17 protein-coding genes are annotated in these 24,306 nt (G+C 61.2%); 10 read left to right on the top strand and 7 right to left on the bottom strand.

The features are described from left to right. Window positions 1-102: 102 nt before the first annotated feature. Window positions 103-1,230, bottom strand: a complete 1,128-nt coding sequence (locus ACP7E4_RS03925) for a hypothetical protein (RefSeq protein WP_426111696.1) — start codon at window positions 1,228-1,230, stop codon at window positions 103-105. Further along, complete coding sequence (locus ACP7E4_RS03920) at window positions 1,220-4,753, bottom strand: toxin VasX (RefSeq protein ID WP_426111697.1); 3,534 nt, start codon at window positions 4,751-4,753, stop codon at window positions 1,220-1,222. Before ACP7E4_RS03920 ends, ACP7E4_RS03925 begins: the two co-directional genes overlap by 11 nt. Window positions 4,754-5,212: 459 nt before the next feature. Between ACP7E4_RS03920 and ACP7E4_RS03915 the strand changes: the two genes are divergently transcribed. The 7 genes from ACP7E4_RS03915 to ACP7E4_RS03885 are packed head-to-tail and all read left to right on the top strand — an operon-like array spanning window position 5,213 to window position 13,076. Then, a complete protein-coding gene (locus tag ACP7E4_RS03915) occupies window positions 5,213-5,950 on the top strand; it encodes a FadR/GntR family transcriptional regulator (protein WP_426111698.1) in 738 nt (245 codons plus the stop codon). Continuing rightward, window positions 5,947-6,954, top strand: coding sequence for an ABC transporter ATP-binding protein (locus tag ACP7E4_RS03910; protein WP_426111700.1), 1,008 nt, complete (start codon window positions 5,947-5,949; stop codon window positions 6,952-6,954). The genes ACP7E4_RS03915 and ACP7E4_RS03910 overlap by 4 nt, the downstream gene beginning before the upstream one ends. Further along, on the top strand, window positions 6,951-8,099 hold the full coding sequence (locus ACP7E4_RS03905; protein ID WP_426111702.1) for an ABC transporter ATP-binding protein: 1,149 nt from the start codon (window positions 6,951-6,953) through the stop codon (window positions 8,097-8,099). Before ACP7E4_RS03910 ends, ACP7E4_RS03905 begins: the two co-directional genes overlap by 4 nt. Next, a complete protein-coding gene (locus tag ACP7E4_RS03900; RefSeq protein WP_426111704.1) occupies window positions 8,096-9,598 on the top strand; it encodes an ABC transporter substrate-binding protein in 1,503 nt (500 codons plus the stop codon). Before ACP7E4_RS03905 ends, ACP7E4_RS03900 begins: the two co-directional genes overlap by 4 nt. Before the next feature lie 28 nt (window positions 9,599-9,626). Then, window positions 9,627-10,574: an ABC transporter permease gene (locus ACP7E4_RS03895; protein WP_426111706.1), complete on the top strand. Its 948-nt coding sequence runs from the start codon at window positions 9,627-9,629 to the stop codon at window positions 10,572-10,574. After that, window positions 10,571-11,443 carry an ABC transporter permease gene (locus ACP7E4_RS03890; protein ID WP_426111708.1) on the top strand — a complete coding sequence of 291 codons (873 nt, stop codon included), beginning with the start codon at window positions 10,571-10,573 and terminating at the stop codon, window positions 11,441-11,443. The genes ACP7E4_RS03895 and ACP7E4_RS03890 overlap by 4 nt, the downstream gene beginning before the upstream one ends. A 37-nt stretch (window positions 11,444-11,480) precedes the next feature. Beyond that, window positions 11,481-13,076: a gamma-glutamyltransferase family protein gene (locus tag ACP7E4_RS03885; protein ID WP_426111710.1), complete on the top strand. Its 1,596-nt coding sequence runs from the start codon at window positions 11,481-11,483 to the stop codon at window positions 13,074-13,076. A gap of 222 nt (window positions 13,077-13,298) precedes the next feature. On the opposite strand, the gene ACP7E4_RS03880 is transcribed toward ACP7E4_RS03885, so the two are convergent. From ACP7E4_RS03880 to ACP7E4_RS03860, 5 genes are all read right to left on the bottom strand, one after another. Beyond that, window positions 13,299-14,576, bottom strand: a complete 1,278-nt coding sequence (locus ACP7E4_RS03880) for an aromatic amino acid transport family protein (RefSeq protein WP_426111712.1) — start codon at window positions 14,574-14,576, stop codon at window positions 13,299-13,301. 353 nt (window positions 14,577-14,929) lie between these two features. After that, entirely contained in the window at window positions 14,930-16,342 is a 1,413-nt protein-coding gene (locus ACP7E4_RS03875; protein WP_426111714.1) for an aspartate aminotransferase family protein, read from the bottom strand. 114 nt (window positions 16,343-16,456) lie between these two features. Then, complete coding sequence (locus tag ACP7E4_RS03870; RefSeq protein ID WP_426111716.1) at window positions 16,457-17,947, bottom strand: DASS family sodium-coupled anion symporter; 1,491 nt, start codon at window positions 17,945-17,947, stop codon at window positions 16,457-16,459. Window positions 17,948-18,089: 142 nt separating this feature from the next. Then, window positions 18,090-19,421 (bottom strand): ATP-binding protein, encoded by a 1,332-nt coding sequence (locus ACP7E4_RS03865; RefSeq protein ID WP_426111718.1) that lies wholly within the window; start codon window positions 19,419-19,421, stop codon window positions 18,090-18,092. Next, complete coding sequence (locus ACP7E4_RS03860; RefSeq protein WP_426111720.1) at window positions 19,418-20,107, bottom strand: response regulator; 690 nt, start codon at window positions 20,105-20,107, stop codon at window positions 19,418-19,420. Before ACP7E4_RS03860 ends, ACP7E4_RS03865 begins: the two co-directional genes overlap by 4 nt. An 848-nt stretch (window positions 20,108-20,955) precedes the next feature. Between ACP7E4_RS03860 and dsbD the strand changes: the two genes are divergently transcribed. From dsbD to dsbG, 3 genes are read left to right on the top strand one after another with little or no spacing between them, the layout of a single operon-like run. Further along, window positions 20,956-22,692, top strand: a complete 1,737-nt coding sequence (gene dsbD, locus ACP7E4_RS03855) for a protein-disulfide reductase DsbD (protein WP_426111722.1) — start codon at window positions 20,956-20,958, stop codon at window positions 22,690-22,692. Continuing rightward, window positions 22,692-23,525, top strand: a complete 834-nt coding sequence (locus ACP7E4_RS03850; protein WP_426111724.1) for a prolipoprotein diacylglyceryl transferase family protein — start codon at window positions 22,692-22,694, stop codon at window positions 23,523-23,525. Before dsbD ends, ACP7E4_RS03850 begins: the two co-directional genes overlap by 1 nt. Then, window positions 23,522-24,292, top strand: a complete 771-nt coding sequence (gene dsbG / locus ACP7E4_RS03845) for a thiol:disulfide interchange protein DsbG (RefSeq protein WP_426111726.1) — start codon at window positions 23,522-23,524, stop codon at window positions 24,290-24,292. Before ACP7E4_RS03850 ends, dsbG begins: the two co-directional genes overlap by 4 nt. Window positions 24,293-24,306: the final 14 nt, after the last annotated feature.

The raw sequence follows: 24,306 nt of genomic DNA, 5'->3' as shown, positions 1-24,306 counted from the left end.
ACCACCGCGCAGTTCTGATTGGAATGCAATCAGTTGGAGCGAGTTTTGACCAGTTGGATGCATGTTGTTCGCTGAGTCGATAAGTCAGTGGCGGTATGCTCATCAGGCGGACTTTCGATCAGACCGCTGCACCTCGGTGAAGCGCGTGAAAATGTTCAGCTCCGGTCTTTGCTGCCTCAGGGTTTTGACGGCTTCGCTTAAACGTTGCAGTTCCGCGCTGGGTTTGGCCCATTGTTCTGGCGGCAAGGGTGCGGACCAGTTTTGCATTGCTTCGGGCACAACGGCGCGGCCGATGCTTTTGATGCGGCGGATTTCCCATTCGGTGAGGTAGTTGGGCAAGGTCCACAGCGTCAGCACGTGATACGTGTACCACCAGAACGGATAGAAAAACCCCACTTCACGGTTTTTGCGCCTGCGCCGCATGCGTTCCCGAGCGTTATAAAAGGTGTGCAGACCTTCGTGAGGTGGGTCGCCGGGGTTTTGCAGGTCCAGCGGGTCCTGGATTTCCTTGAGGCTATGCACCTCGTATTCCATGTACGCGCGAATCGCCTCCCAGTTGCACACCGCCAGATCAAACCCGCTGCAAAAGAACTCCAGGCTGTAATGCTCATCATGAGGCGCATGATAAAACCCGACGCCCATGGCGTAGCGGATATCCAGGCCGTATTGGTTAACCGAACGCGCCTGCACCACCCAGGCGGATAGCGATTCCCACGGGACGAAGATGGGTTCGGTGTGGCCCCGGGGAACGAAGCAGACTTCGCGGCGTTGGCGGTTGAAGCGGGTGGGGACGATTTTTTTGTATTTGGCTAGGTGGTGGAAGGTTATGGAGAGGTAGATGGTGAGAACGGCGGCGGCACCCCACCCGCCGATTTCCAGTCCTTCGGGCATGACCTGTAAAGCAAACTTGGTAGCTGGCTCAATTCCTCCTCCGTCCAGGACGGTCAGCAGCCAAGCGAGTGCAGGTGCAAAAATACCAAAAAACCAGATAGCCCAGAAAGGCGTTCCCAATCCCATCTGCCAAGCGAAAACGGGAGGCAGGCCCACACCATAGTCCAGATATGTGTCGTTAACCTCGCACACGGCATGACCATAGTCCTGAGCGGGCAGATCAGTGGGCAGTGGCAACGGCGCTAGATACACCACCTGACCGGTCGGGAAGCGCTCGACCATGCCTGCATGGGGAGCATGATGAATCGGCGGTGGTGCGCCGGGGATGTCAGTTGTCATCTGAATTATCCAGCTCCGGCATCAATGCAGGGTCAATCCGGAAGTAGCGACACTCCTCGCCCTGGCGGCTAATCGTTCGCACGGGAAAATTCCCACTCTCACCGATGACGGGAAAGTTCAGGTCATAGAGGTTGGCTTCGTAGGTGCCGTCCTTGAATGTATGGCCCAACTGGATAGACAGGACGATATCGGTATGACCGAGATAGTCTGATCGGAGCAACCCGCGAAGATCAGTGAATTCAAGGATCAGCGGGCTTTGTTGCTTGAGCTGCACGCGTTCTTCCAGCGATTCATCCAGTCGGCTCCATTGCGCTGGCATGCCCATGCGTCCGGGGATTTCGCGTATCACCTGATAGCCACCAATATTGAGCAGGACGCTGCTGGTACTGCTGGCCAACTGCTTGGTCAGGTCAGCAGCTGACAGCGTTGGGAAGTGCAACAGGAAGCGCTGAGGTTCAGCTACTCCTGAATCATCCGTGGCAGGCAGGATTTGCATATGCGGTGCCTGGATATGGCCGCGCAGAGCTTTTTGATACTCGTACAAGGGAAGCGACTTGCGATGATCCGGGTCCATACCCCATGGGGTGCTGAGTAACCAGCGGTCATGGAAGCTGAGGTTGTAGCGGTTATAAAGCCAGGTGCCAGACAGCTCCAGCGCGGTGAATAGAATCCCCACCACGTTGAAACGGAGAAACACCGTGGACAGTCGAACTCCCGCCACCGCCCAAGCGGCAGTACGAGCAGCTGAACCCGCTTCGGCAGCAAGAACATGTCTGAAGGCTTGCACCGTATTTGCCAGGCCATAGGCGTTGTTGGCGATAAAACCGCTGTTGCCCAGCATGCTGAGCGCTGCACCAGCCTGTGCTTCGCGGTTACCCTTGCGCACTGCGTCCTGCCAATTGTTATAGGAACTGGTCAGGCTCAAACTTGCGGAAACCATTCCTGCGGCGTAACCAACCATCCCAAGGCTGATGTGCAATTTCCCCATCTGCACATGCACGCCCATCAATTCAGCTTTTTTGAGGTTTTTCCCGAGTTCTGTGGCATGGGCGTTAAGAGCTGTATCGGCAATGCCTTGCGCCGCGCCGAAGCCTGCCGCGACAGTCGCAGCCGATGCACTCAAGAACGGCCCTATATCTCTAGCGTGTTCCGGTTGCGAGAACACCACCCTCCGCACCTGCAAAAAATTCACCACCTGCGCCACAAACACCAACAACCCAGCCCCGTCCCCCAGCAACCCGGCCTTCGGCGCAACCGTCACCCCGTGCCGGTAGGTATCCAGCAGCGAGCGCACTTCGGCGTGCTGTTGCGATGGAAATACCAGGGTCAATCCCGGTTTTCCCGACGAAGCCGCTTGCAGGTGCGTTGCGTCTTCGGGCAGCGCGCCGATGGGGCTGATGAGGCGTGCGAGTTGCGCTTCAGGCCCTTGCAGGTTGAGTTTGAGTACGTGCTCGCGGTCTTTGAATGATTGCGCCTGCGGGGTCAAATGCCAGAATTTGTCCTGGGCCTTGCGTTGTTTCGCGATGCTTTTTGTCGACGTCAGTTGTCTGCGCAAGCCCAGCACTTCTTGCAGGGTGTTGCTCGCGTGTCTGGCATCTTCTGCGTTGCCGACCACAAAGGTCACGCCCTCGCGCCTGGCGGCATCCAGAAGCGCGACGCCCGCACCTTTGGGCATGCGTCGGAACAGATCCTCGATGTCCGGCATCTGGCCTTTATCCAGATTCTGCATAAAGTCCTGCACGGCTTGCTGCATGCCCATTTGCAGCGCAGGCGCCAGAGTGCCCAAGGCTGCTGCGGCGTTGATCTGGGTCGCGGGCGACAGATTTTCGCTATTGAGCACCAGCCCCGCGCCCCATTGTCTGAGGCGTTCTGTCCACTCAGGTGCGTCCTTGATCAGCAGCCAGCCGGCATTGGTAAAGGATACGAATTGCACGCCCAGCTCGGTTTGCGCACTGCGCGGCGCGGCGTAGAACATCTGCCGGGTCATGGCGGGGTTGGCATTGAGCCAGTCCAGGGTTTGCTGAATCGCACTGTCGCTGCGGCAGATGTCTTTGAGGCAGTCGTATTCGGTGAGCAGCGCGTGGTCGACCTGCGCGCTGTCCTCGATGTCGTAATACCAGAGGGCCCGATGCAAACGGTCCTTGATCAGCAGGTCGACGCGGTCCTGAGTGATTTTTTCCAGCAGGTCATTCAGCGGTTGCAGCACCTCGCGTTGCCGCTGCAAAAACGCGTCCATGGCCGGGCGATCAATCAGTTCGTTGATGCCGCGCTGGCCGAATTTGGCGCCGTACAGCAGCTCCTTGGTGGGTTTGTCCATCTGGCGATAGAGCTTCCAGAGGGGGCTGCGATGGCCGGCGATGAACTCGGGGCTGGTGTCGGTGAAACGTTGCTCAAGGTAGTACTGCTGAAGCGTATATAGCCGGGCTGACTGCCCGGCATAGATGTTTTGTCGATCTGTGTCTGGCGGAATCTTGTCGAGCCGCGCCCGCAGGTCGGCTGGCAAATCAGGGTCCTCGATCCGAGGGATATTCTGGCTATTGTCCTCCCCCATCACCTCGCGCAGGGTTTTGCGCGTCTGACTGCGCTCGGGTTCAGGCAGGGACTGCAGATCGCCGAGCAGCGCCTGCAAGGTCCAGTCACGTTTGGCCCGCTCGTTGAGCTGGTCTTCGTCGATCAGCGTGATGGATTCGATATAGCAGCCCAGCAAATAATCACGTTCGACGTCGCCCTCATTGGCCCACGCCTGAATTTGCCCCACGACGTGATTCTGATGGTTGGCCAGATCGCGCATCACGCCAACGTCATCGCGGACTGCCAGGAACAGAAAGTCATGTTTATGCGCAGCAGTGATCTGGCTGGTGAGTTCTTCGATGATGGTTTTTCGATACTGCGGCGGATGCTCCCAGGGGTAAGCGGCAAGTTCGGAGGGGTAGCCCGGTTTCCCGGCTCGTCTCAAACACGCTTCGGCCAGCCATGCGGCCATGATGGTGTCGTCAACCAGATCCTGACCCTTGCCGTAGTCGACACCTTCGAAGCTGATGCGCTGCATGAAGTACTCACGCTCGGCGGCAACCTTCACAACCTGAGCACATTTGAACGCCGTCCACTGAACCTCTGAATAGGTGACATGCAGCACGCTGGCACGGGAGAACACCAGCGCTGGATCGACCTCCACCACAGTGGTGCGCCGATCAGTGGCCACGTTGCTACCTTTGAACAGCAAGGCAACCACCGAACCGTCTTTGGTTTGGTACTCATGCAGCAAACCGGTGGCACTGTCGATAATGTACAAAAAGCCATCGCGCAGCAGACGAAACCCCAGCGGACGCGACTGCAATTTATAAGGCATCGACAGCTCGCCCGACGGGTCAAGATCCTCCACCATGCCATAGCGCACCGGCAGCAGTTGCAGCGTTTGCATCATCAGCGGGCACACGCCGCCGACTTCGGGCGACTCGGCGCGTCTGGCACACGCAACCAGATTGGCCATATGGCCGCGAGGTGTCATGCATGGATTGGTCATTGCTGGCTCCTTGCCTTGGACGGGCGCTGTATCAGAAAGCCAGGGTCAGATGAGCGCGCACGACGAGGCGCAACCTGGTCCCTGAGCGAGGTAGGCAGATTGGCTGATGCGTGGGGTGCGCTCAATACGCTAAGTTGCCTTTAGGAAAAGGCCTACGATACGTGTCGCCATGCCCTGCACTGGCGCACTCCCGCCCAAAAAAAATGCACACCTGCAGCACTGCCCGAAAATTGGTTCACCTATCAGCGAACCAATCTCCCCGCATCACCACTGAACCAACCCCCGAACCATTGGCCATTGGCCCGCCCACCTTGAAAGCAGCTGATACAGATGCAAGGTCGCGAGCCAATCCACCGAACCAATTTCCATTGGCATCGCTCTTGCACCCACCCCAGAAGCCCTCGTTCCAGCGTTATCGCGATCAAGGGCTTCTTTTTCGGCCTGATGCGAGTGACCACGATGCAAAGGTTCGTCCCTGACACAACCATCGATAACGCTTCCAGGCTGGCGCTGGATGCCTTGCGGCAAATGGTGGCGCAGCATGCGGCGTTCCCCCAGCGGGCGTTGCCGACGGAGCGGGATCTGGCGACGGATTTCGGGGTCAGCCGCCGGGCTATCCGCCGCGCCTTGTCGGTGCTGGAAGCCGAAGGGCAGATCTGGCGGCGCCAGGGCAAGGGCACGTTCGTGGGGCCGACGCCGCCCAGCGCTGCGTTGAGTTTTGCGCGGTTGTCCGGGCGGACCAATTTCAGTGAGGTCATGGAAGCGCGGCTGCATCTGGAGCCCGCGCTGGCTTCGCTGGCGGCGGTGCGCGCCAACGGCGAGCAGATGGCGATTTTGCGGCGCCTGGCCGAGCGCACCACGCGCCAGCAGGACGCCGCTGAAATCGACGCCGAAGGCCTGGAGTTGTGGGACAGCGCGCTGCACCGGGGTATCGCCGAAGCTGCGGGCAACCGGCTGATGCTGGACATTTTCGAAATGCTCGACGCGATTCGCCTTGACCCGGCATGGCGCGATTTGCGCCAGCGGGCGCGCAATGCCGATCGGCTCGACACTTACAGTCACGATCACCACGACATTGTCGGTGCCATCGAAAGCCGCGATCCGATCAAGGCCGCCACCGCCATGCGCGGCCACTTGCGAGCGCTGCAACAAGCGCTCGACACCGTCATCAATCAAGACCTGGAGGCGAGTTTATGACTGCGACCGGCCACGATTCCAACCATCCGGTGCTCAGTGTCAGCGACTTGACCGTGCGTTTTGCCGGCGCTCCAGCCAACGTCGTCGACGGCGTGTCATTCAAGGTGCAACGGGGCAAGACCCTGGCGATTGTCGGTGAGTCCGGCTGCGGCAAGAGCGTGACGTCCATGGCATTGATGGGCTTGCTGCCAGACAGCGCGACGGTCGGCGCCAGCGCTTCCAGCCTGCTGGACGAACCCCTGCTGGGCATGCCTGAAGAGCGTTTGCTGGATGTACGCGGCAATCGCATGGCGATGATCTTCCAGGAGCCCATGACCTCGCTGAATCCGGTATTCACCATTGGCGAGCAGATCGCCGAAAGCGTGATCCGTCATCAAGGCTTATCAGCCAGGGATGCGCGCCAGCGGGCGCTGGAAATGCTGGAAAAAGTCCGCGTTCCCGATGCCGTGCAACGCCTGGATGCGTATCCCCATGAGCTATCCGGCGGCATGCGGCAGCGGGCGATGATCGCCATGGCCTTGGCCAACAACCCGGCACTGATCATTGCCGACGAACCCACTACCGCGCTGGATGTAACCATTCAGGCGCAGATTCTCTCGCTGGTGGCCAACCTGCAAAGGGAGACCGGCACCGCAATGATCCTCATCACCCACGATTTGGGCGTGGTGGCGGAAGTCGCCGACGAGGTGATGGTCATGTACGCCGGCCGCGTGGTGGAAAGCGGCTCGGTGAAGACCTTGTTTGACGATCCGCAGCATCCTTACACCATCGGCTTGATGGGCTCGATGCCTTCAATAGGCCCACGGGAAGGCCGTCTTGCAACGATTAACGGCCGGGTTCCGACACCTGCGGAAATGCCCAGCGGTTGCCGTTTTGCCGGACGCTGCCCGTTTGTGATTCAGGCCTGCCGCGAGGCACGTCCGCCATTGCTTGAAGTGTCCCCCGGACATTTCGCCGCGTGCATCCGCGCGCCCCTCGAACACCATGTGGGAGCCAGCGCGTGAGCCTTTCTGATCGCGAAATCGTCGAACGCATCACCCTCGAACGCAATGCGCTGCAACGTACAGCCCACAAGGCGATCCTCGAAGGCGTCGGCCTGAGCAAGCATTTCGGTGTCGAAAGCGGCCTGTTCCAGCGCAAGAAGCCGCCGGTGCAGGCGGTCAACAATGTGTCGCTGTCGGTGCGCAAAGGCGAAACCCTGGCGCTGGTCGGTGAGTCCGGTTCGGGCAAATCGACCCTCGGCCGACTGTTGCTCAATCTGCTGAAGCCGACCGCGGGCGACGTGATTTACGAAGGCCGCAACCTGGCCAATCTGCCAGCGGAAAAGCTGCGTCAGGTGCGCCGTGATCTGCAGATTATCTTTCAGGACCCGTTCGCCTCACTGAACCCGCGCATGACCGTGGAATCGATCATCGGCGAGCCAATCTGGCTGCACAGCGAAGCCAGCCGCAGCGATCGTCAGGCCAGAGTTGCCGAGCTGCTGCGCACGGTTGGCCTCGCCCCGGAACACGGCGGCCGTCATCCCCACGAATTTTCCGGCGGTCAGCGCCAGCGCATCGGTATTGCCCGCGCCCTGGCGTCGGAGCCGCGTTTGATTCTCGGCGACGAACCGGTGTCGGCGCTGGACGTTTCGGTGCAGGCGCAAGTGGTCAATCTGCTGGAAGACCTCAAGCATCAGTTTGGCCTGACGCTGGTGATCGTTGCCCATGGTCTGGCGGTAATTCGCCACATGAGCGACCGCGTCGCCGTGATGTACCTCGGGGAAATCGTCGAGCTGGCGCCGGTCAATGCGCTGTTCGAAACCCCGCTGCATCCCTATACCCAGGCGCTGATGGCCGCCGTACCGGTCAGCCATCCGGATTTGCGCCACCCGCGCCCGGTGCTCGGCGGCGACATGCCGAGCCCCAGCCGCCCGCCTTCGGGCTGCCGTTTCCACACTCGCTGCCCGCATGCCCGCGCCCTGTGCAAAGAGGTTGCGCCGGTCATGGAAAGCGTCGAAGCCGAACGGCAGGTCGCGTGCCACTTCTGGCGCGAAATCGCCAACGCCGGGGCTGGCACGTTGATCCTTCCTACACCCAGCGCGGCCTACAGCCAGCGCTTGAACCTGTTCAAGACTCATCAATCCCTATCGACGGAGAGCCAGCCATGAAAATCGCACGCGTTATGACCGGAACGTTGTTACTGCTGGCTGCCAACGCCGCCTTTGCCGAATCGACCCTGCGCATCGGCATTCAGGATGATCCGGACGTGCTCGACCCGCATCGCTCGCGCACCTATTCCGGGCGCCTGGTCTACACCGCGCTGTGCGACAAGCTGGTGGACGTCAATCCTGACCTGACTTACGCGCCGCAATTGGCCACTGCCTGGAACTGGAGCGAGGACGGCAAGACCCTGACCATGACCCTGCGTGATGGCGTGACCTATCACGATGGGGAAGTGTTCGACGCGGCCTCGGTGAAGTTCAACCTGGACCGCGCGCGCACCCTGCCCGATTCGTTGCGCAAGAGTGAGCTGGCCTCGGTAGACAGCGTGGAAGTGATCGACGCGAAAACCGTGGTGATCAAGCTCAAGCAACCGGACGCCACTCTGGTTTCGCAGCTCTCGGACCGCGCCGGGATGATGCTTGCGCCCAAGGCCGCACAGGGTGAATTCGGCATGAAGCCGATTTGCTCCGGACCGTACAAATTTGTCCAGCGCGTGCAGCAGGATCGGATCGTGCTGGAGCGTTTCGACAATTACTGGAACAAGCAGGCTTACCACTTCGACAAGGTGATTTTCCTGCCGATTCCGGACACCTCGGTGCGCCTGGCCAACCTGCGTTCGGGCGATCTGGACATCATCGAGCGTGTGGCGCCTACCGACGTGAAAACCGTCAAATCCGACAGCAAGCTGGCGATCTACAACACGCCGGGCCTGGGCTACATGCAGCTGATGTTCAACATCGCCAATGGCGAAAAAGCCAACACGCCAATGGGCAAGGACAAACGTGTGCGTGAGGCGTTCGTGCTGTCCATCGACCGCGATGCGATCAACCAAGTGGTCTTCGAAGGTTTGTATGCGCCGAGCGCCCAGCCGTTCCCGAAAAACAGCCCGTACTACGACAAGGATCTGCCGATCCCGACTCGCGACGTCGCCAAAAGCAAGGCGCTGCTGACTGAAGCCGGGGTCAAGCTGCCATTGGCGGTGGACCTGAAAGTCGCCAATAACCCTATCGCGCAACAGGTCGGGCAGATCATTCAGGCCATGGCCGAAGAAGCGGGTTTCAAGGTCAATCTGGTCGCCACCGAATACGCCACTCTGCTCAGCGAGCAACAAGGCGGCAACTTCCAGATCGGCATGAGCGCCTGGTCAGGCCGGCCTGATCCGGATGGCGACATCCATCAGTTCGTGACCTGCAAGGGCGGCCAGAACGACGGCAAATACTGCAACGCCAAGCTCGACGAGCTGCTGAACAAGGCCCGCACAGTCAATGACGTGGCCCAACGTCAGGCGCTGTACAACGAAGCGTTGCGTCTGCTGGCTGACGAAGTGCCGACCGCGTACCTGTATTTCGATCCGCGAATCATAGCCATACGCAACACCGTGACCGGTTTCGTACCGAATCCGGATGGCCTGATTCGTCTGACCAACGTCGCGTTCAAGCCGTGATTGACGCGCGCACCAGCGAGGGTTCGGCATGCTGATGTTCATCCTGAGACGCCTGCTCAGCGCGATTCCGACGCTGATTCTGGTTTCGCTGTTCGTCTTCACCCTGCAAAAGCTGCTGCCGGGCGACCCGGTGCTGGCCATGGCCGGGGAAGAACGCGATCCAGCGGTGATGGAATACCTGCGGGACAAATACCGCCTCAATGATCCGCTGCCGCTGCAATACCTGCATTGGGTCGGCAACGTGCTCACCGGCGACTTCGGTACTTCGTTGCGCACCGAGCAACCGGTGACCACGCTTTTGGCGTCCAAGTTGCCGGTGACCCTGGAGCTGGCGGTGTTCGCCTTGTTGATCGCGCTGCTGATCGGTATTCCCACCGGGATCATTTCCGCCGTGCGCAAAGGCACGGCGGTGGATTACGGGGCCAATGTCGTCGCGCTGTCGGGGATTTCGATTCCGCACTTCTGGCTGGGGATTCTGTTGATCATGATCTTCGCCGTGAAGCTGCAATGGCTGCCGGCTTCGGGCTTCGAGCCTATCGGGGAGGATTTCGGCCAGAACCTGAAAACCCTGATTCTCCCGGCCTTTGTGCTCGGTGCCGGTTTGTCGGGGATTCTCATGCGTCACACCCGCAGCGCCATGCTCGAAGTGTTGCGCACCGACTATGTACGCACGGCGCGGGCCAAGGGTTTGTTCCCGCGTACCGTGATCCTCAAGCATGCGTTGCGTAACGCCTTGATGCCCATCGTCACGCTCACCACCTTGCTATTCGGCGAGTTGCTCGGCGGCGCGGTGCTGACCGAACAGGTGTTCAGCATTCCCGGCTTCGGCAAGATGATCGTCGATGCCGTGTTCAACCGCGATTACGCCGTGGTGCAAGGCGTGGTGCTCTGTGTGGCGATTGGCTTCTTGCTGCTGAATCTGCTTGCCGACGTGCTCTATCGCATGATCAACCCGCGTTTGAGGACAGCGTCATGACCGCCATCGCCAGCGTTACCCACACGGCGATTGCGCCCCGCGCGCGCTCGCCCTTCGTCGAGAAATTCCTCGCCAACAAAGGCGCGGTACTCGGTGCCGCCGTGCTGTTGTTGTTTATCCTCGCGGCGGCGTTTGCACCATGGATCGCGCCCCATGATCCGCTCAAGGCCAACTTTTTAGCAGTGCGCAAGGCGCCGTCGCTGATCTACTGGCTGGGCACTGATGAACTGGGCCGCGATCTGTTTTCCCGCCTGCTCTGGGGCGCGCGCAGTTCGTTGCTGGCCGGCGGCGTTTCAGTGGCGATTGCCATGCTGATCGGCGTGCCGCTGGGTTTGCTCGGCGGTTATTTCGGCGGCAAGCTGGACGCGATCATCTCGCGAATCATGGAAGCGCTGCTGTCCTGCCCGTTTCTGGTATTGGCCATTGCGCTTGGGGCTTTTCTTGGCCCGAGCCTGACCAACGCGATGATCGCCATCGGTTTGTCGGCGATGCCGATCTTTGCCCGCCTCACGCGAGGTCAGGTACTGTCGATCAAGCACGAGGATTATCTGGAAGGCGCCCGAGCGATTGGTCTGCCGGATCGCTGGATCATTCTGCGCTACGTGTTGCCCAACGTGACATCGCCGCTGGTGGTGCAGGCAACGCTGACCATCGCCTCCGCCATCCTCGCCGAAGCCAGTCTGTCGTTTCTCGGCCTGGGCCAGCAACCGCCCTCGCCTTCGTGGGGCTCGATGCTCAACACTGCGAAGAATTTCATGGAGCAAGCGCCGTGGATGTCGATTGCGCCGGGCGTGGCGATCTACATCACGGTCTTGTGTTTCAACCTTCTGGGTGACGGCCTGCGCGATGCGCTGGACCCCAAGGGCTAATCATTCTTTCTGCCATTTCTGCCAAGAGAAGACGCTAATGTTCGATGATCTGGATTACAGCCAACCTTACGCATCGGCCCGCTCGCCGGTCATGGGCAACAACATGGTCGCCTGCTCCCAGCCGCTGGCCGCACAGGCCGGGCTGGACATGCTGCGCCGTGGCGGCAACGCGGTTGACGCGGCGATCGCTGCGGCGATGGTGCTGACCGTGGTCGAGCCCACCGGTTGCGGGATCGGCAGCGATGCGTTCGCCATCGTCTGGGACGGCAACACATTGCAAGGTTTGAACGCTTCCGGCCGCGCGCCACAAGCCTGGACGCCCGAGCACTTCGAAGGCCAGAGCGAAATGCCGCAACGCGGCTGGGGCGCCGTTACCGTGCCCGGCGCGGTGTCGGCCTGGGTTGAATTGTCCGAGCGTTACGGCAAGCTGCCCTTCGCCACCCTGGCCGAACCCGCCATCGGTTATGCCCGCGACGGTTATCAGGTCACGCCGATCATTGCCGAGCTGTGGAAACGCGGCTCGCAGTTGCTCAAGTCGCAGCCCGGTTTCGCCGAGTGCTTCATGCCTAACGGCAAAGCGCCGTTGGCGGGCGAGAAAATCCAGCTCAAGGATCACGCCCGCACCCTGGAACTGATTGCCCAGACCAAAGGCGAAGCGTTTTATCGTGGCGAACTGGCCGAAGCGATCATCGCCCATGCCAACGCCAACGGCAGCGTCATGAGCCTCGACGATCTGGCGACCCACACCGTGGACTGGATCGAAACCCTGTCGGTGCCGTATGCCGGCGCGGTGGTGCACGAATTGCCACCCAACGGCCAGGGCATCGCCACGCTTGCGGGCCTGACGATGCTCGAAGCGCTGGGCGTCGGCGAACATCCGGTGGACAGCCTGGCTACCGTGCATCCGGTGCTGGAAGCCATGAAGCTGGCACTGGCCGACCTTGACGAACACGTCGCCGACAGCGAGCACATGCGCGTCGCCTCCGAGCATTTGCTCGACACGGCTTACCTGATGGAACGCGCCGGTCTGGTCACCGATCAAGCCGCCAACCCTGGCCACGGCTCGCCGAAAGCGGGCGGTACGGTGTACCTGTCCGCTGCCGATGAGAGCGGCATGATGGTCTCGTTCATCCAGTCCAATTACATGGGTTTCGGCTCGGGTGTAGTTGTGCCGGGCACTGGTATCAGCCTGCAAAACCGTGGCGCCGGGTTCTCGCTGGACCCGCAACACGTCAACGTCGTTGCGCCGCGCAAACGTCCGTTCCACACCATCATTCCCGGCTTCGTGATGAACGCCGATGGCACGCCGTTGATGTCTTTCGGCCTGATGGGCGGCCCGATGCAGGCTCAAGGTCACCTGCAAATGATGATGCGCATCCTGCGCTACAAACAGAACCCGCAAGCCGCCGCCGATGCGCCACGCTGGAGAATCGAGTCCGGTTTGAAAGTCGCCGTGGAGCGAGCGTTCGACCCAGCGGTGGTCGAAGCGCTTCGCGCCAAGGGCCATGACATTGACGTTGAAGAACCGAGCGGCGTATTCGCCTTCGGCGGCGCGCAGATCATCCAGCGCACCGCTCACGGTTATGTAGGCGGGACCGATCCGCGGAAGGATGGGCTGGTCGCGGCTTATTGAATGAGTAATTCGTTGAAGCGAGGTTTGCCCGCGAAGGGGTCAAGCCTCGCTCCAACGGATCTGGACGTACAGCCAATGCATTTGCGTCTACTGGAATGCCGTCTTCCCGGCTAAAGCCGGTCCCACAGTGGGACCGGCTTTAGCCGGGAAGGCGTCGGTTCAGACAAGACGTCTGGCGCCTGGCGGTTGCCCCCGGACATAGAATCTCCAACGGGTCCGGTATCACTGCATCAACGAATACGCCAACGCCGATATCGACACCAGACCGACAATCACCACAAACACATTGGACGCCTTGCCGGCGTACTGACGCATGGCCGGGACTTTGTGGATGGCGTACATCGGCATCAGGAACAGCAACGCCGTGATGATCGGGCCGCCCAGGGTTTCGATCATGCCCAGGATGCTTGGGTTGAGCGTGGCAACCGCCCAGCACACCACCAGCATCAGCGCGGCAGTCATGCGATCCAGCAACAGGGGCGCAGGACGATAACCGGTTTTCGCCACCAGTCCTTTCAAGCCTTCGCTGGCGCCGATGTAGTGGCCCAGAAACGACTTGGATATCGCCACGAACGCAATCAATGGCGCCATGAAAGCGATGGTCGGGTTGCTGAAGTGGTTGGCCAGGTACGACAGGATCGACAGGTTCTGCGCCTTGGCTTCTGCCAGTTGCGCGGGCGACAACGTCAGCACGCAACTGAAGACAAAGAACAGCACCAGCACCACCATCAGGCCATGGGCACGGGCGAGGATTTGCGAACTGCGACCTTCAGCCTGATCGCCGTAACGACGTTTCTGGTCCACGGCGAAAGCAGAGATGATCGGCGTGTGATTGAAGGAAAACACCATCACCGGAATAGCCAGCCAGAAGGTATGCAGGAACGCCGAGGGTTCCGGCAGCGTGGTGGCGGTTTCGAGGATGCCGCCGGTCCAGTGCGGGATCAGAAACACGGAAAGAAACAGCAACGCGACGATGAACGGGTAAACCATCAGGCTCATGGCCTTGACGATCACCCGCTCGCCGCACCGCACCACCGCCAGCAGGCCGAGGATCAGCACGAATGCCAGGATCGCCCGAGGCGGTGACTGGACGTGCAACTGATGTTCGAGAAAACTGCCCACGGTGTTGGTCAGCGCGACGCTGTAAATCAGCAGGATCGGAAATACCGCGAAGAAATACAGCAGCGTGATCAACGCCCCGGCGCTCTTGCCGAAATGTTGCTCGACCACTTCGGTGATGTCCGCGCCTTCGCGTCCGGACAGCACGAAGCGGGTCAGCCCACGGTGCGCAAAGAAGGTCATGGGAAAGGCCAGCAGCGCGAGGATGATCAACGGCCAGAAGCCGCCGATACCTGCGTTGATCGGCAAAAACAAGGTGCCCGCGCCGATGGCGGTACCGAACAAACCGAGCATCCAGGTGGTGTCGTGGCGGTTCCACGCAGCGATGCTGGCGGGGGCCGTGTCGAAACGTTGTTCGACGCTATTGGCCTGATCATTCATCCGGTCGAATCTCCGTTGCCGGTTAATACAACAAGGCGGGGACGCATCGGAAAACCTGGCAGTTCAACGCCCCCATCAAAAACAGGGGCGCGATTGTCCGGGATCGGGCTTGAAAATCAAAGGCTTGTCTGACGAGAAGGTTTGATAACGCGCAACGGAAGATCCGTTGGAGCGAGGCTTGCCCGCGAACCAGACACCCTCGGTGACCCAGATCTACCGCGTCATCGTTCTTCGCGGGCGAGCCTCGCTCCAACGGGTGCCGGTGTTTACTGCGCGACAGCGCGGCGTCTGGACGGCAGCGAATCCCTACAAATCGGATTTCTGGTCAAAGCCTATTGGTCTTCGTTTATGACTCAAACCCTCTTCAACGCTGCCACCAGCGCCTTGGCAAAGCGCCGCGCGACTTCGTCGATCTGTTCGGCAGTGATGATCAGCGGCGGCAGGAAGCGCACGACGGCGCCATGTCGGCCGCCGAGTTCCAGGATCAGGCCGCGCTTGAGGCATTCGTTCTGGATCAGTGGCGCGAGGGCGCTATACGCAGGCGGGTGACCGAGGTTATCCAGCGCGCCATCGGGGTCCACCAGCTCGATGCCGAGCATCAAGCCACGCCCGCGAATGTCACCCAGCTGCGGGAAGTCCCGCTGGAGGATGCGTAGGTGCTCGGTCAAACGGGCGCCCATGGCCGTCGCATGGGCCGCGATATCGTGCTGTTTCAGGTAGCCCATCACCGCCGAACCCGCCGCCATGGCCATTTGATTACCCCGGAAGGTTCCGGCATGAGCACCGGGCAGCCAGGTATCGAGCCAGTCGCGATACACCACCACCGCCAACGGCAGGCTGCCGCCGATGGCTTTGGACAACACCACGACGTCCGGCACGATACCCGCATGCTCGAAGGCGAACATCTTGCCGGTGCGGGCAAAGCCGCTCTGGATTTCGTCGACGATCAACGCCACGCCCGCCTGCTCGGTGATGCGCCGCAGTCCGCGCAGCCAGTCCAGATCCGCCGGAATCACGCCACCTTCACCCTGCACCACCTCGACAATCACCGCAGCGGGCCGTTCGACACCCGCTTCGGGATCGTTGAGCAGGTTTTGCAGATAACTCAGATTGACCTGCACGCCCTGCTCGCCACCCAGGCCGAACGGGCAGCGATAGTCATAAGGGAACGGCAGGAACTGCACGCCACTGTTGAGCAACGCGGCCATGGGTTTTTTCGGACCCAGACTGCCCATCAGGCTCAACGCGCCCATGCTCATGCCGTGATAACCGCCCTGAAAGGACAGCACGGTAGTGCGCCCCGTGGCGGTACGCACCAGCTTCAATGCCGCTTCCACGGCATCCGTGCCGGTCGGCCCGCAGAACTGGATTTTCGCCTCGCGGCGCAGACTTTCGGGGAATAAACCGAACAGGTCCTGCACGAATTGATCCTTGACCGGCGTGGTCAGGTCCAGTGTGTGCAGCGGCAGGCCGTCATCCAGCACCTGACGAATCGCAGCGATCACCACCGGATGGTTGTGCCCCAGCGCCAGCGTGCCGGCACCCGCCAGACAATCGATGAAGGTGCGCCCTTCAACGTCCTCGACATAAATCCCCTGGGCGCGCTTCAACGCCAGCGGAATGCGTCGTGGATAGCTGCGCGCGTTGGATTCCTGCTGCTTCTGCCGTACCAGCAAAGGCGAATCTTCGAAGTGATAAAGTACTTCGTCCGGCTCACTGGCGAACCGGGCAGGCGAATTTTCGTTGCGACTGATGGCGACCGACATCCCTCAAACCCTCGATAGCAGGTAGTAGAAAAGGACATCTGCCAAGCCGTCGAGCGCTTGCAGATTTCCTGTTAGGGAAACGCACAAGCGCGGCTAGGATTTACAAAATCAGTGTCACATCCAGCCCAGCCACTTCCAGTACGTGGCAGCGAACAGCAGCATCAGCAGGTAGCCGATGATCGTCACCGGCAGGCCGACACGGGCGAACTGCCGGGCGGTGAAGGTTTCCGTGCCCAGGCACACCATGTTCTGCGGCGCGTTGATCGGCAGGATGAACCCGTAGCTGACGACAAAGCCCAGCAACATGGTCATGCCCAGCCGGTTGAAATCACCGGGCAGGGTTTGCAGCACCGCAATCAGGATCGGCAGCATGGCCGAGGTCAACGCCGTGGCGCTGGCGAAACCCAGGTGAATCAGGATCAGGAACGCGCCGAGAATGGCGAAAACCCCCAGCGGACCGACTTTATCCAGACCGGTGTTGGCGACCACTTGCACGCCCAGCCATTGACCGGCGTGAGTCGTCAGCAAAGCGGTGCCCAGGCTGATGCCCACCCCGAAGACAATCACCGTGCCCCACGGAATGCGCGACTGCACATCCTTCCAGGTCATCACGCCCCAACGCGGCAGCAACAGCAGGACCAAGCCAGCGTAAGTCGTGGACGTGGTGTCGAAGCTGTGCAGCTTGCCTTCAGTGGCCCACAGCAACAGCAAGCCGATGGACACCGCCATCAAACGTTTCTGCGCGCGGGTCATGGGGCCGATTTCAGCCAGGGATTGCGCGACGGCTTCCTTGCCGCCGGGGATGCTGTCGCTTTCCGGTGGCAGCAGTTTCAGGACCAGCAAAATCAGCACGCCGGACATGATGATCGCCCAGGGTGCACCGGCGATCAGCCAGTCCAGCCAGGACACTCGCGCACCGAGCATTTTCTCCATAAAGCCGGCCGTCAGCAGGTTTTGCGCAGCGGCGGTCTGAATGCCGACGTTCCAGATGCTGGTACCTTGAGCGACGATAATCATGATCGCGGCGGCGATGTTCGACCGCTTGTCGACCCCGAACGCGGCAATCACGCCCATCATGATTGGCACCACGCAGGCACTGCGCGCGGTAGCGCTGGGCACCACCAGACTCAGCAGGATCGTCACCACAATGGCGCCGAGCATGATGCGCCGGGTGCTGGTGCCGACCCGTGCGAGGGTCACGAGGGCGATTCTTCGATCCAGTCCGGTATGGGTCATGGCGGCGGCGATGAACAGCGCCCCCGCTACCAGCGCCAGGGCAGGATTGGAGAAACCGGTCAGCGCCATGCTGATCGCAGCGGATGAACCATAGATCACTGCCGGGTCCGGCAAGGTCGGCGCGGTGCCGATCAGGAAGGCCATGAGCGAGGTGATCATGATCGCGCTGGCTTCGTAGGAAACCGCTTCGGTAATCCACACCACGACGGCGAAGGCCAGGATCGCCAGCATTCGGTGCCCGGCAACTGGCAGGTCCGCTGGCAGCGGCAGTAATAACACGCCGACCATCACCAGTACGGCGACGGCCAGTGCGATGGGCAACTTGACCTTCGCGGGCGGTACTTCGGGCGTCGTCACAGTCGCATTCATAATTTTTCCTGGGGTCCATCGAAATCAGCACGCATGGCTTGCGCAAACAAGACGCGCAGCCCGCTATCGCGCGCATCATGACGCAGCGCTGCCGACAGCCCTTGAGATGGATCAATACAAGCGTTGGCGCTTTACCCCGGACTTATCCGCGAACGCCCTCGCGACACAATGGCATGCGCAGTTCGACCCGCAAGCCGTCGGGCTGGTTGGCAAACGTCAACAGGCAGCCGCAACGCTGGACAATGGCCTGCACGATAGCCAGTCCCAGACCCGAACCTTCGCCGGTGCCCTGCCGCCAGAAGCGTTGGGTGACCAGGCTCAACTGTTCCTCGGCGATGCCGCTGCCGTGATCGCGCACCTGAAAGCATGCCAGGCTGGCTGAAGTGCTCAAGGTCAGGTCAACCCGGGTGTCCCGTGGGGCATGGCGCAAGGCGTTTTCCAGCAGATTGCGCAAGGCGGCGATGGCCAGCACCGAGGGCATGTCCAGCGCCGCTGCGGACAAATCGTCCGGCAGGTGCAGGTCAATGCGCGACACATGGCCGTGACTGGCGTCGTGCATCGCCAGACGGGCGACTTCCTCGGCGCTGCATTGCACGCCATCTTCGAACGACAGACTGCCTTCGACGCGCGCCAATAGCAGCAGTTGTTCAAGGGTGCTGTGCAGACGATCCGCGCCCTCTTCCGCGTGGGCCAGCGAACGATCACGGGTTTCACCCTGGGTCATGCGCGCCACTTGCAGGTGGGTCTTGATGGCGGTCAGCGGGCTGCGCAGCTCATGGGCGGCGTCGCCGGTCAGGCGCCGCTCGCGTTCCAGGGTTTGCGCAATGCGCTGGAACAGCTGGTTCTGAGTGTCCAGCAACGGCTGCAACTCGTTGGGCATGCCCGAAATATCCAGAGGTTCGAGAGAGTCGGCACTGCGCCGTTTCAAGGCGTCACGCATGCGATTGAGCGGCGCCAGGCCCTGACCGATGCCCAGCCAGAGCAGGCCCAGACTGCCGAGCAAAGCCACCGCCACCGGCACCGAAGCAGCTAGCAAAACCGCATACTGGAGGACGTCACGTTCGTCCTGGCGATCAGCCGTGGTAACGCGCAACTCGCCGTGGGTCAGGGTGAAACTGCGCCAGCGTTCGCCACTGATAAGCTGGTCGTGAAAGCCGCTGGCATCGGCCGCCAGCGGCTCATCCGGGGTCGAGTGACTGCGTGCGAGCACTTCGCCACGTAATGAACTGACCTGACACGCCAGCCCGCCGGGAATGCCCAATTGCTCGGCGCTCAAGGGCGCGCCGTCATTGCTGGCGGGCACTGGCAACTGTTCGAGTAGCCCGGAGACCATGCGCGCCGATGCCGCGAGACGCTGATCCAGTGATTCCATCATCTGTGCGCGCAGATCACACAGCATCCAGGCCGCCGCCAGCATCCAGATCACCACGAATGCCGACCCCAGCGTCAGGCTCAGCCGCAGACGCAGGCTCATTGGCAGTCCTCCGAGGTCAGGCCTTTACCGGCGACACCGAGCCGATAACCCAGGCCGCGCACCGTCTCGACAACGTGGCTGCCCAGCTTGCGCCGCAGATGATGGATGTGCACGCTCAGCGCATTGCTTTCCACTTCATCGCCAAAGCCGTAGATGCAATCCTTGAGTTGCTCACTGGACAGTACGCGACCTCGGGCGTGCAGCAGCGCATGCAACAGCGCCTGCTCACGACGGGACAAATCCACCGGTTGACCGGACAGAAATACTTCGCGGCTGCTGGGGTCGTAGCTCAGGCAACCATGCTCGATCAGGTTGACGCTGCGCCCCGCCACCCGCCGCACCAGCGTGTGCAGGCGCGCGCTGAGTTCGCGCAGGTCAAAGGGTTTGAGCAGGTAGTCATCGGCCCCGGCCTGCAAACCAGCGACCCGGTCGCTGACCGTATCCCGTGCCGTGAGGATCAACACCGGCAGCTCGACGCCCTGCCCGCGCAGCTGTTTAAGGAATTTGAGACCGTCCTCGTCGGGCAAACCCAGATCAAGGATCAGCACATCGAATTGCGCCGCCGCCAAAATCCCCCGCGCCGCTGCCGCCGTGGCGACCCGATCCACCGTCAAGCCTTGGGCATTGAGGCCGGCGGCAATGCCGCTGGCGATCAGGTCGTCGTCTTCACAGAGTAATACGTGCATGCTCGGGCTCGGGGAAATGGGCCAATGAAACAGATCAGGATTAAGGCAGGATTATGCTCCTGAATTCGTTGGCGCGAGCGGGCGGCGTTCCGACTTGCCCGCGAACCAGACGCCTCGGTGGGCCAGATACGCCGCGTTATCGTTCTTCGGCGCCGTGTGTTGAATCAGGTGGCACCAACAGCATTTGCGGTGCGGCTTATTGAGGTTTCGCCCTGACGGTCGAGTCCATTTTGTTTCGGCAAAATAGACGAAAACCATCTGCGCTGACGTCCGGCCCCTGCTTCGCAGGGGTTCCTTCGCTCCGGTGCCGTGGTGTGGGTACGCGCCGACGCGCCATCCCTGGCGCAACTGCGCTCGACCGGCATCCATGCCGGTCGCCCCACACCACGACACTTGCGCTCAGCCTCCCGACGCGCGTTTGGCGGTGTCTGTCAGATCGCGGCACGGAAAAGCGAAAATCAAAAGCCAGAGCAATGTTCCAGGTTGGCCCTAAATCCGTTGGAGCGAGGCTTGCCTGCGAACCAGAGGCCTCGTTGGCCCAGATACACCGCGTCATCGTTCTTCGCGGGCAAGCCTCCAACGGATCTACGCAACATTCACGATAGGACGTACAGCCGCTGTATTTGCGTCTACTGGAATGCCGTCTTCCCGGATAAATCCGGTCTCACACAATCAGCGCGATCCAGTGGGACCGGCTTTAGCCGGGAAGGCGTCGGTTCAGACAATACATCTGCGGCGCCTGGCGGTTGACCCCAGACATAGAATCTCCAACAAAGGGTTACGGCCTTAACCATCACTTAATCCCCCTCCTCCACCCTTGGCCGGTCTGTAAATCCCAAGGCTTTTGTATGCGTATTTTTCTGCTCCTGATTTTTTTGCTGTTGCCCACGCTCGCTCAAGCGTTGCCCGGCAATGATCCCTTCAAGCGACAAGCCGAATTCCTCCCGGTTGACCAGGCGTTCACCCTGACCAGCGACCGGCTGGAATCCGGCGAAACCCGTCTGCACTGGCGCATAGCCCAGGGCTATTACCTGTACAAGCAGCGCGTCAGCCTTGCCGGGCTGAGCGTCGACAATCAGCCGGCGCTGCCCGCAGGCGAAGTCCACAGTGACGAGTTTTTCGGCGAACAACAGGTGTACCGCAACAGCCTTGAATTGTTGGTCCCGGCCTCCGCCAGCGGCACCGTGAAGCTGGGCTGGCAAGGCTGTGCGGACGCCGGTTTGTGTTATCCGCCGCAGAGCCGGTTGCTGGAGATCAGCGGGACCGACGTCAAACAAAACGCGCAGCAAGCCGAAGACCAGACGCTGGCCAGCTCCCTTGAGCAGCGCCCGCTGGGCTGGAGTCTGCTGATCTTCTTTGGCCTGGGCCTGTTGCTGGCTTTCGCCCCGTGTTCGCTGCCGATGTTGCCGATTCTGGCTGGCGTGGTGGTGGGTGGCGGCGCCAGCCCACGGCGCGGGCTGGCGTTGGCAGGCAGTTACGTGTTGAGCATGGCACTGGTCTACGCCGGGCTCGGAGTTGTCGCGGCATTGCTGGGTGGTAATCTGCAGGCGCTGCTGCAACAGCCGTGGTTGCTGGGCAGCTTCGCCGCACTGTTCGTGGTCCTCGCGTTACCGATGTTTGGCTTTTTCGAACTGCAACTGCCCTCTGCCCTGCGTGATCGCCTACAAAGCGCCAGCCATGGAACACGCGGCGGCAGCTTGTTGGGCGCCAGTACATTGGGGGCTTTGTCGGGGTTGATGGTCGGGCCGTGCATGACCGCACCACTCGCCGGCGCGCTGCTGTACATCGCGCAAAGCGGCAATGCGCTGCACGGCGGCCTGGTGCTGTTCGTCATGGGGTTGGGGATTGGCCTGCCACTGATGCTGCTGGTCACCGTCGGCAATCGGTTCCTGCCCAAACCCGGCGCGTGGATGGATGCGCTCAAGGGTGTATTCGGTTTCATGTTCCTCGGCACGGCATTGCTGATGGCGCGGCCGCTGCTCGATGAGTCATTGTGGGTCGCCGGTTGGGGCGTGCTGCTGTTGATCGCTGCATGCAGTGCGCTGGCGCTGACCCAGCGGATGAAAAGCGCGACCCGGTTCTTCGCCCCCGCCGGGCTGATCCTCGGCCTGTGGTCGATATTGCTGCTGGTGGGCGCAGCTGGCGGCGCGGACGACCCCTGGCAACCGTTGAAGGTTTACAGTGCCGGCCGTACCGAGCCACGCAACACGGTCAATGCAGCGTTTGTCACGATAGCCGAACCCCGAGCACTGCAAACTGAACTCGAAGCCGCCAAAGCCAGCGGACGCTGGGTACTGATCGACTACTACGCAGACTGGTGCGTGTCCTGCAAAGTCATGGAGAAACAGGTGTTCGCCAAACCCGACGTATTGAATGCGCTGCAAGGCGTACATCTGCTGCGCCTGGATGTCACCGCTGACAGCCCGGCCAGCCGAGAACTGCTGCAACGTTACCAAGTGCCGGGGCCACCCAGCCTGCTGTGGATCGGGCCTGACGGCAGCGAACGACGCGACCGGCGTATCACCGGCCAGGTCGACGCCGGGACTTTCCTGCAACAATGGCAAGCCACTCGGGAGCGCGGTTGATGTTGAGTGTTTCTATCGGGCCGTTCGCCCTGGCCGTCGTGCACCTGCTACTGATCGGCGCACTGGCGCTGGCGACGCTGGTGGGCTGGCTGACCTCGCGGCGCACCGGCGCCAACCCGGAATCGGCGTTGTTCGCTCTGTTCCTGCTGGGTTTGCTCGCCGCACGTGCCGGATTTGTTATCAACTATTGGCCGCAATATCAGGTGCAGCCGTGGCAGGCGCTGGACATTCGCGACGGTGGTTTCCTGATCTGGCCGGGCGTGCTCGCGGTGATCCTCGGCGGCCTGCTGATGGCCTGGCGGCGCCAGGATTTGCGCCGCCCGCTGGGACTTGGCCTGGGCAGCGGGCTGTTGTTCTGGCTGCTGGCCAACCTGGGGCTGAACATTTATCAGCAGGGCGTAAGTCTGCCGGAAATCACCTTGCGCAACGCTGCCGGGGAATCGGTGCAGCTGGCCGATTATCAGGGTCGGCCTTTGGTGATAAATCTGTGGGCGACCTGGTGTCCGCCCTGCCGACGGGAAATGCCCGTGCTGCAAGCCGCCCAGGCCGAGCGCGACGACGTGGTGTTCCTGTTCGTCAATCAAGCCGAAGCCCCACAGACCGTGGAAAGTTTCCTCAGCGCCCAAGGCTTGCGCCTGAGCAACGTGCTGTTCGATGGCGGCGGCCAACTGGCGCAAAGCGTCGGCTCCATGGCGCTGCCTACTACCGTTTTCTACAGTGCCGAGGGCCGCCTGATCGGCAGTCACCTCGGCGAGCTTTCCCGTGCCAGCCTGACCCGTTACCTCGACAGTTTGCCGAGCACGACCCTGCCTTCAAGGACCCTTGCCCAATGATTTCGATCCGTTGCCTTTCCCTGCTCAGCCTGAGCCTGATGATCCTGCAAAGCCCGCTGTTGCAGGCCGAAGAACTGCCTGCGCCGATTCGCGCGCTGCAAGACAAAGGCGCACGCATCATCGGCAGTTTCGATGCGCCGGACGGTTTGCGCGGTTACGCCGCCGAGTACCAGAAACAAGCCATGGCGCTGTACCTGACCCGCGATGGCAAGCATGTGCTGGCGGGTAATCTCTACGACGAAAAGGGCGCAGACCTCAGCGAGGCGCCGCTGCAAAAACTGGTCTACGAGCCCATGTCCAAAGAGGTCTGGAGCGGTCTGGAGAAAAGCACCTGGATCGCCGACGGCAGCGCTGATGCCCCGAAAGTGGTGTACCTGTTCAGCGATGCCAATTGCCCGTACTGCAACATGTTCTGGGAACAGGCGCGGCCATGGGTCAAGGCGGGCAAGGTGCAACTGCGCCACATCATGGTTGGCATCATCCGCGAAGACAGCGCCGCCAAGGCCGCCGCTTTACTGGCCGACAACGACCCACAGGCAGCACTGAAAACCCATGAACAGGCGGGCAAAAGCAGCAAGCTGAAACCCTTGGGCAACATCCCCAAAGACATTCAGACCCGCCTCGACGCCAATCTGCAATTGATGAGCGACCTGGGCCTTTCCGCAACGCCGTCGATTTTCTACCTCGACGCCAAGGGCCAACTGCAACAGCAGCAGGGCGCACCGCAAACCGCGCAGCTGGAAAAAATCCTCGGGCCTAAACCTTAGCAGGGCAATCCGGG

Origin of the sequence: Pseudomonas sp. DSP3-2-3 (assembly GCF_049898225.1) — a bacterium.
Lineage (GTDB): Bacteria > Pseudomonadota > Gammaproteobacteria > Pseudomonadales > Pseudomonadaceae > Aquipseudomonas.
This window is presented reverse-complemented; position numbering and strand designations above follow the sequence as displayed.

Bases quoted from the DNA above. Each gene is read 5' to 3' on its own strand.
- ACP7E4_RS03870 (WP_426111716.1), bottom strand. From the start codon at position 17,947: ATGAATGCGACTGTGACGACGCCCGAAGTACCGCCCGCGAAGGTCAAG.
- ACP7E4_RS03865 (WP_426111718.1), bottom strand. From the start codon at position 19,421: ATGAGCCTGCGTCTGCGGCTGAGCCTGACGCTGGGGTCGGCATTCGTG.
- dsbG (WP_426111726.1), top strand. From the start codon at position 23,522: ATGATTTCGATCCGTTGCCTTTCCCTGCTCAGCCTGAGCCTGATGATC.
- ACP7E4_RS03895 (WP_426111706.1), top strand. From the start codon at position 9,627: ATGCTGATGTTCATCCTGAGACGCCTGCTCAGCGCGATTCCGACGCTG.
- ACP7E4_RS03875 (WP_426111714.1), bottom strand. From the start codon at position 16,342: ATGTCGGTCGCCATCAGTCGCAACGAAAATTCGCCTGCCCGGTTCGCC.
- ACP7E4_RS03880 (WP_426111712.1), bottom strand. From the start codon at position 14,576: ATGAATGATCAGGCCAATAGCGTCGAACAACGTTTCGACACGGCCCCC.
- ACP7E4_RS03850 (WP_426111724.1), top strand. From the start codon at position 22,692: ATGTTGAGTGTTTCTATCGGGCCGTTCGCCCTGGCCGTCGTGCACCTG.
- ACP7E4_RS03900 (WP_426111704.1), top strand. From the start codon at position 8,096: ATGAAAATCGCACGCGTTATGACCGGAACGTTGTTACTGCTGGCTGCC.
- dsbD (WP_426111722.1), top strand. From the start codon at position 20,956: ATGCGTATTTTTCTGCTCCTGATTTTTTTGCTGTTGCCCACGCTCGCT.
- ACP7E4_RS03915 (WP_426111698.1), top strand. From the start codon at position 5,213: ATGCAAAGGTTCGTCCCTGACACAACCATCGATAACGCTTCCAGGCTG.
- ACP7E4_RS03860 (WP_426111720.1), bottom strand. From the start codon at position 20,107: ATGCACGTATTACTCTGTGAAGACGACGACCTGATCGCCAGCGGCATT.
- ACP7E4_RS03925 (WP_426111696.1), bottom strand. From the start codon at position 1,230: ATGACAACTGACATCCCCGGCGCACCACCGCCGATTCATCATGCTCCC.
- ACP7E4_RS03890 (WP_426111708.1), top strand. From the start codon at position 10,571: ATGACCGCCATCGCCAGCGTTACCCACACGGCGATTGCGCCCCGCGCG.
- ACP7E4_RS03920 (WP_426111697.1), bottom strand. From the start codon at position 4,753: ATGACCAATCCATGCATGACACCTCGCGGCCATATGGCCAATCTGGTT.
- ACP7E4_RS03885 (WP_426111710.1), top strand. From the start codon at position 11,481: ATGTTCGATGATCTGGATTACAGCCAACCTTACGCATCGGCCCGCTCG.
- ACP7E4_RS03910 (WP_426111700.1), top strand. From the start codon at position 5,947: ATGACTGCGACCGGCCACGATTCCAACCATCCGGTGCTCAGTGTCAGC.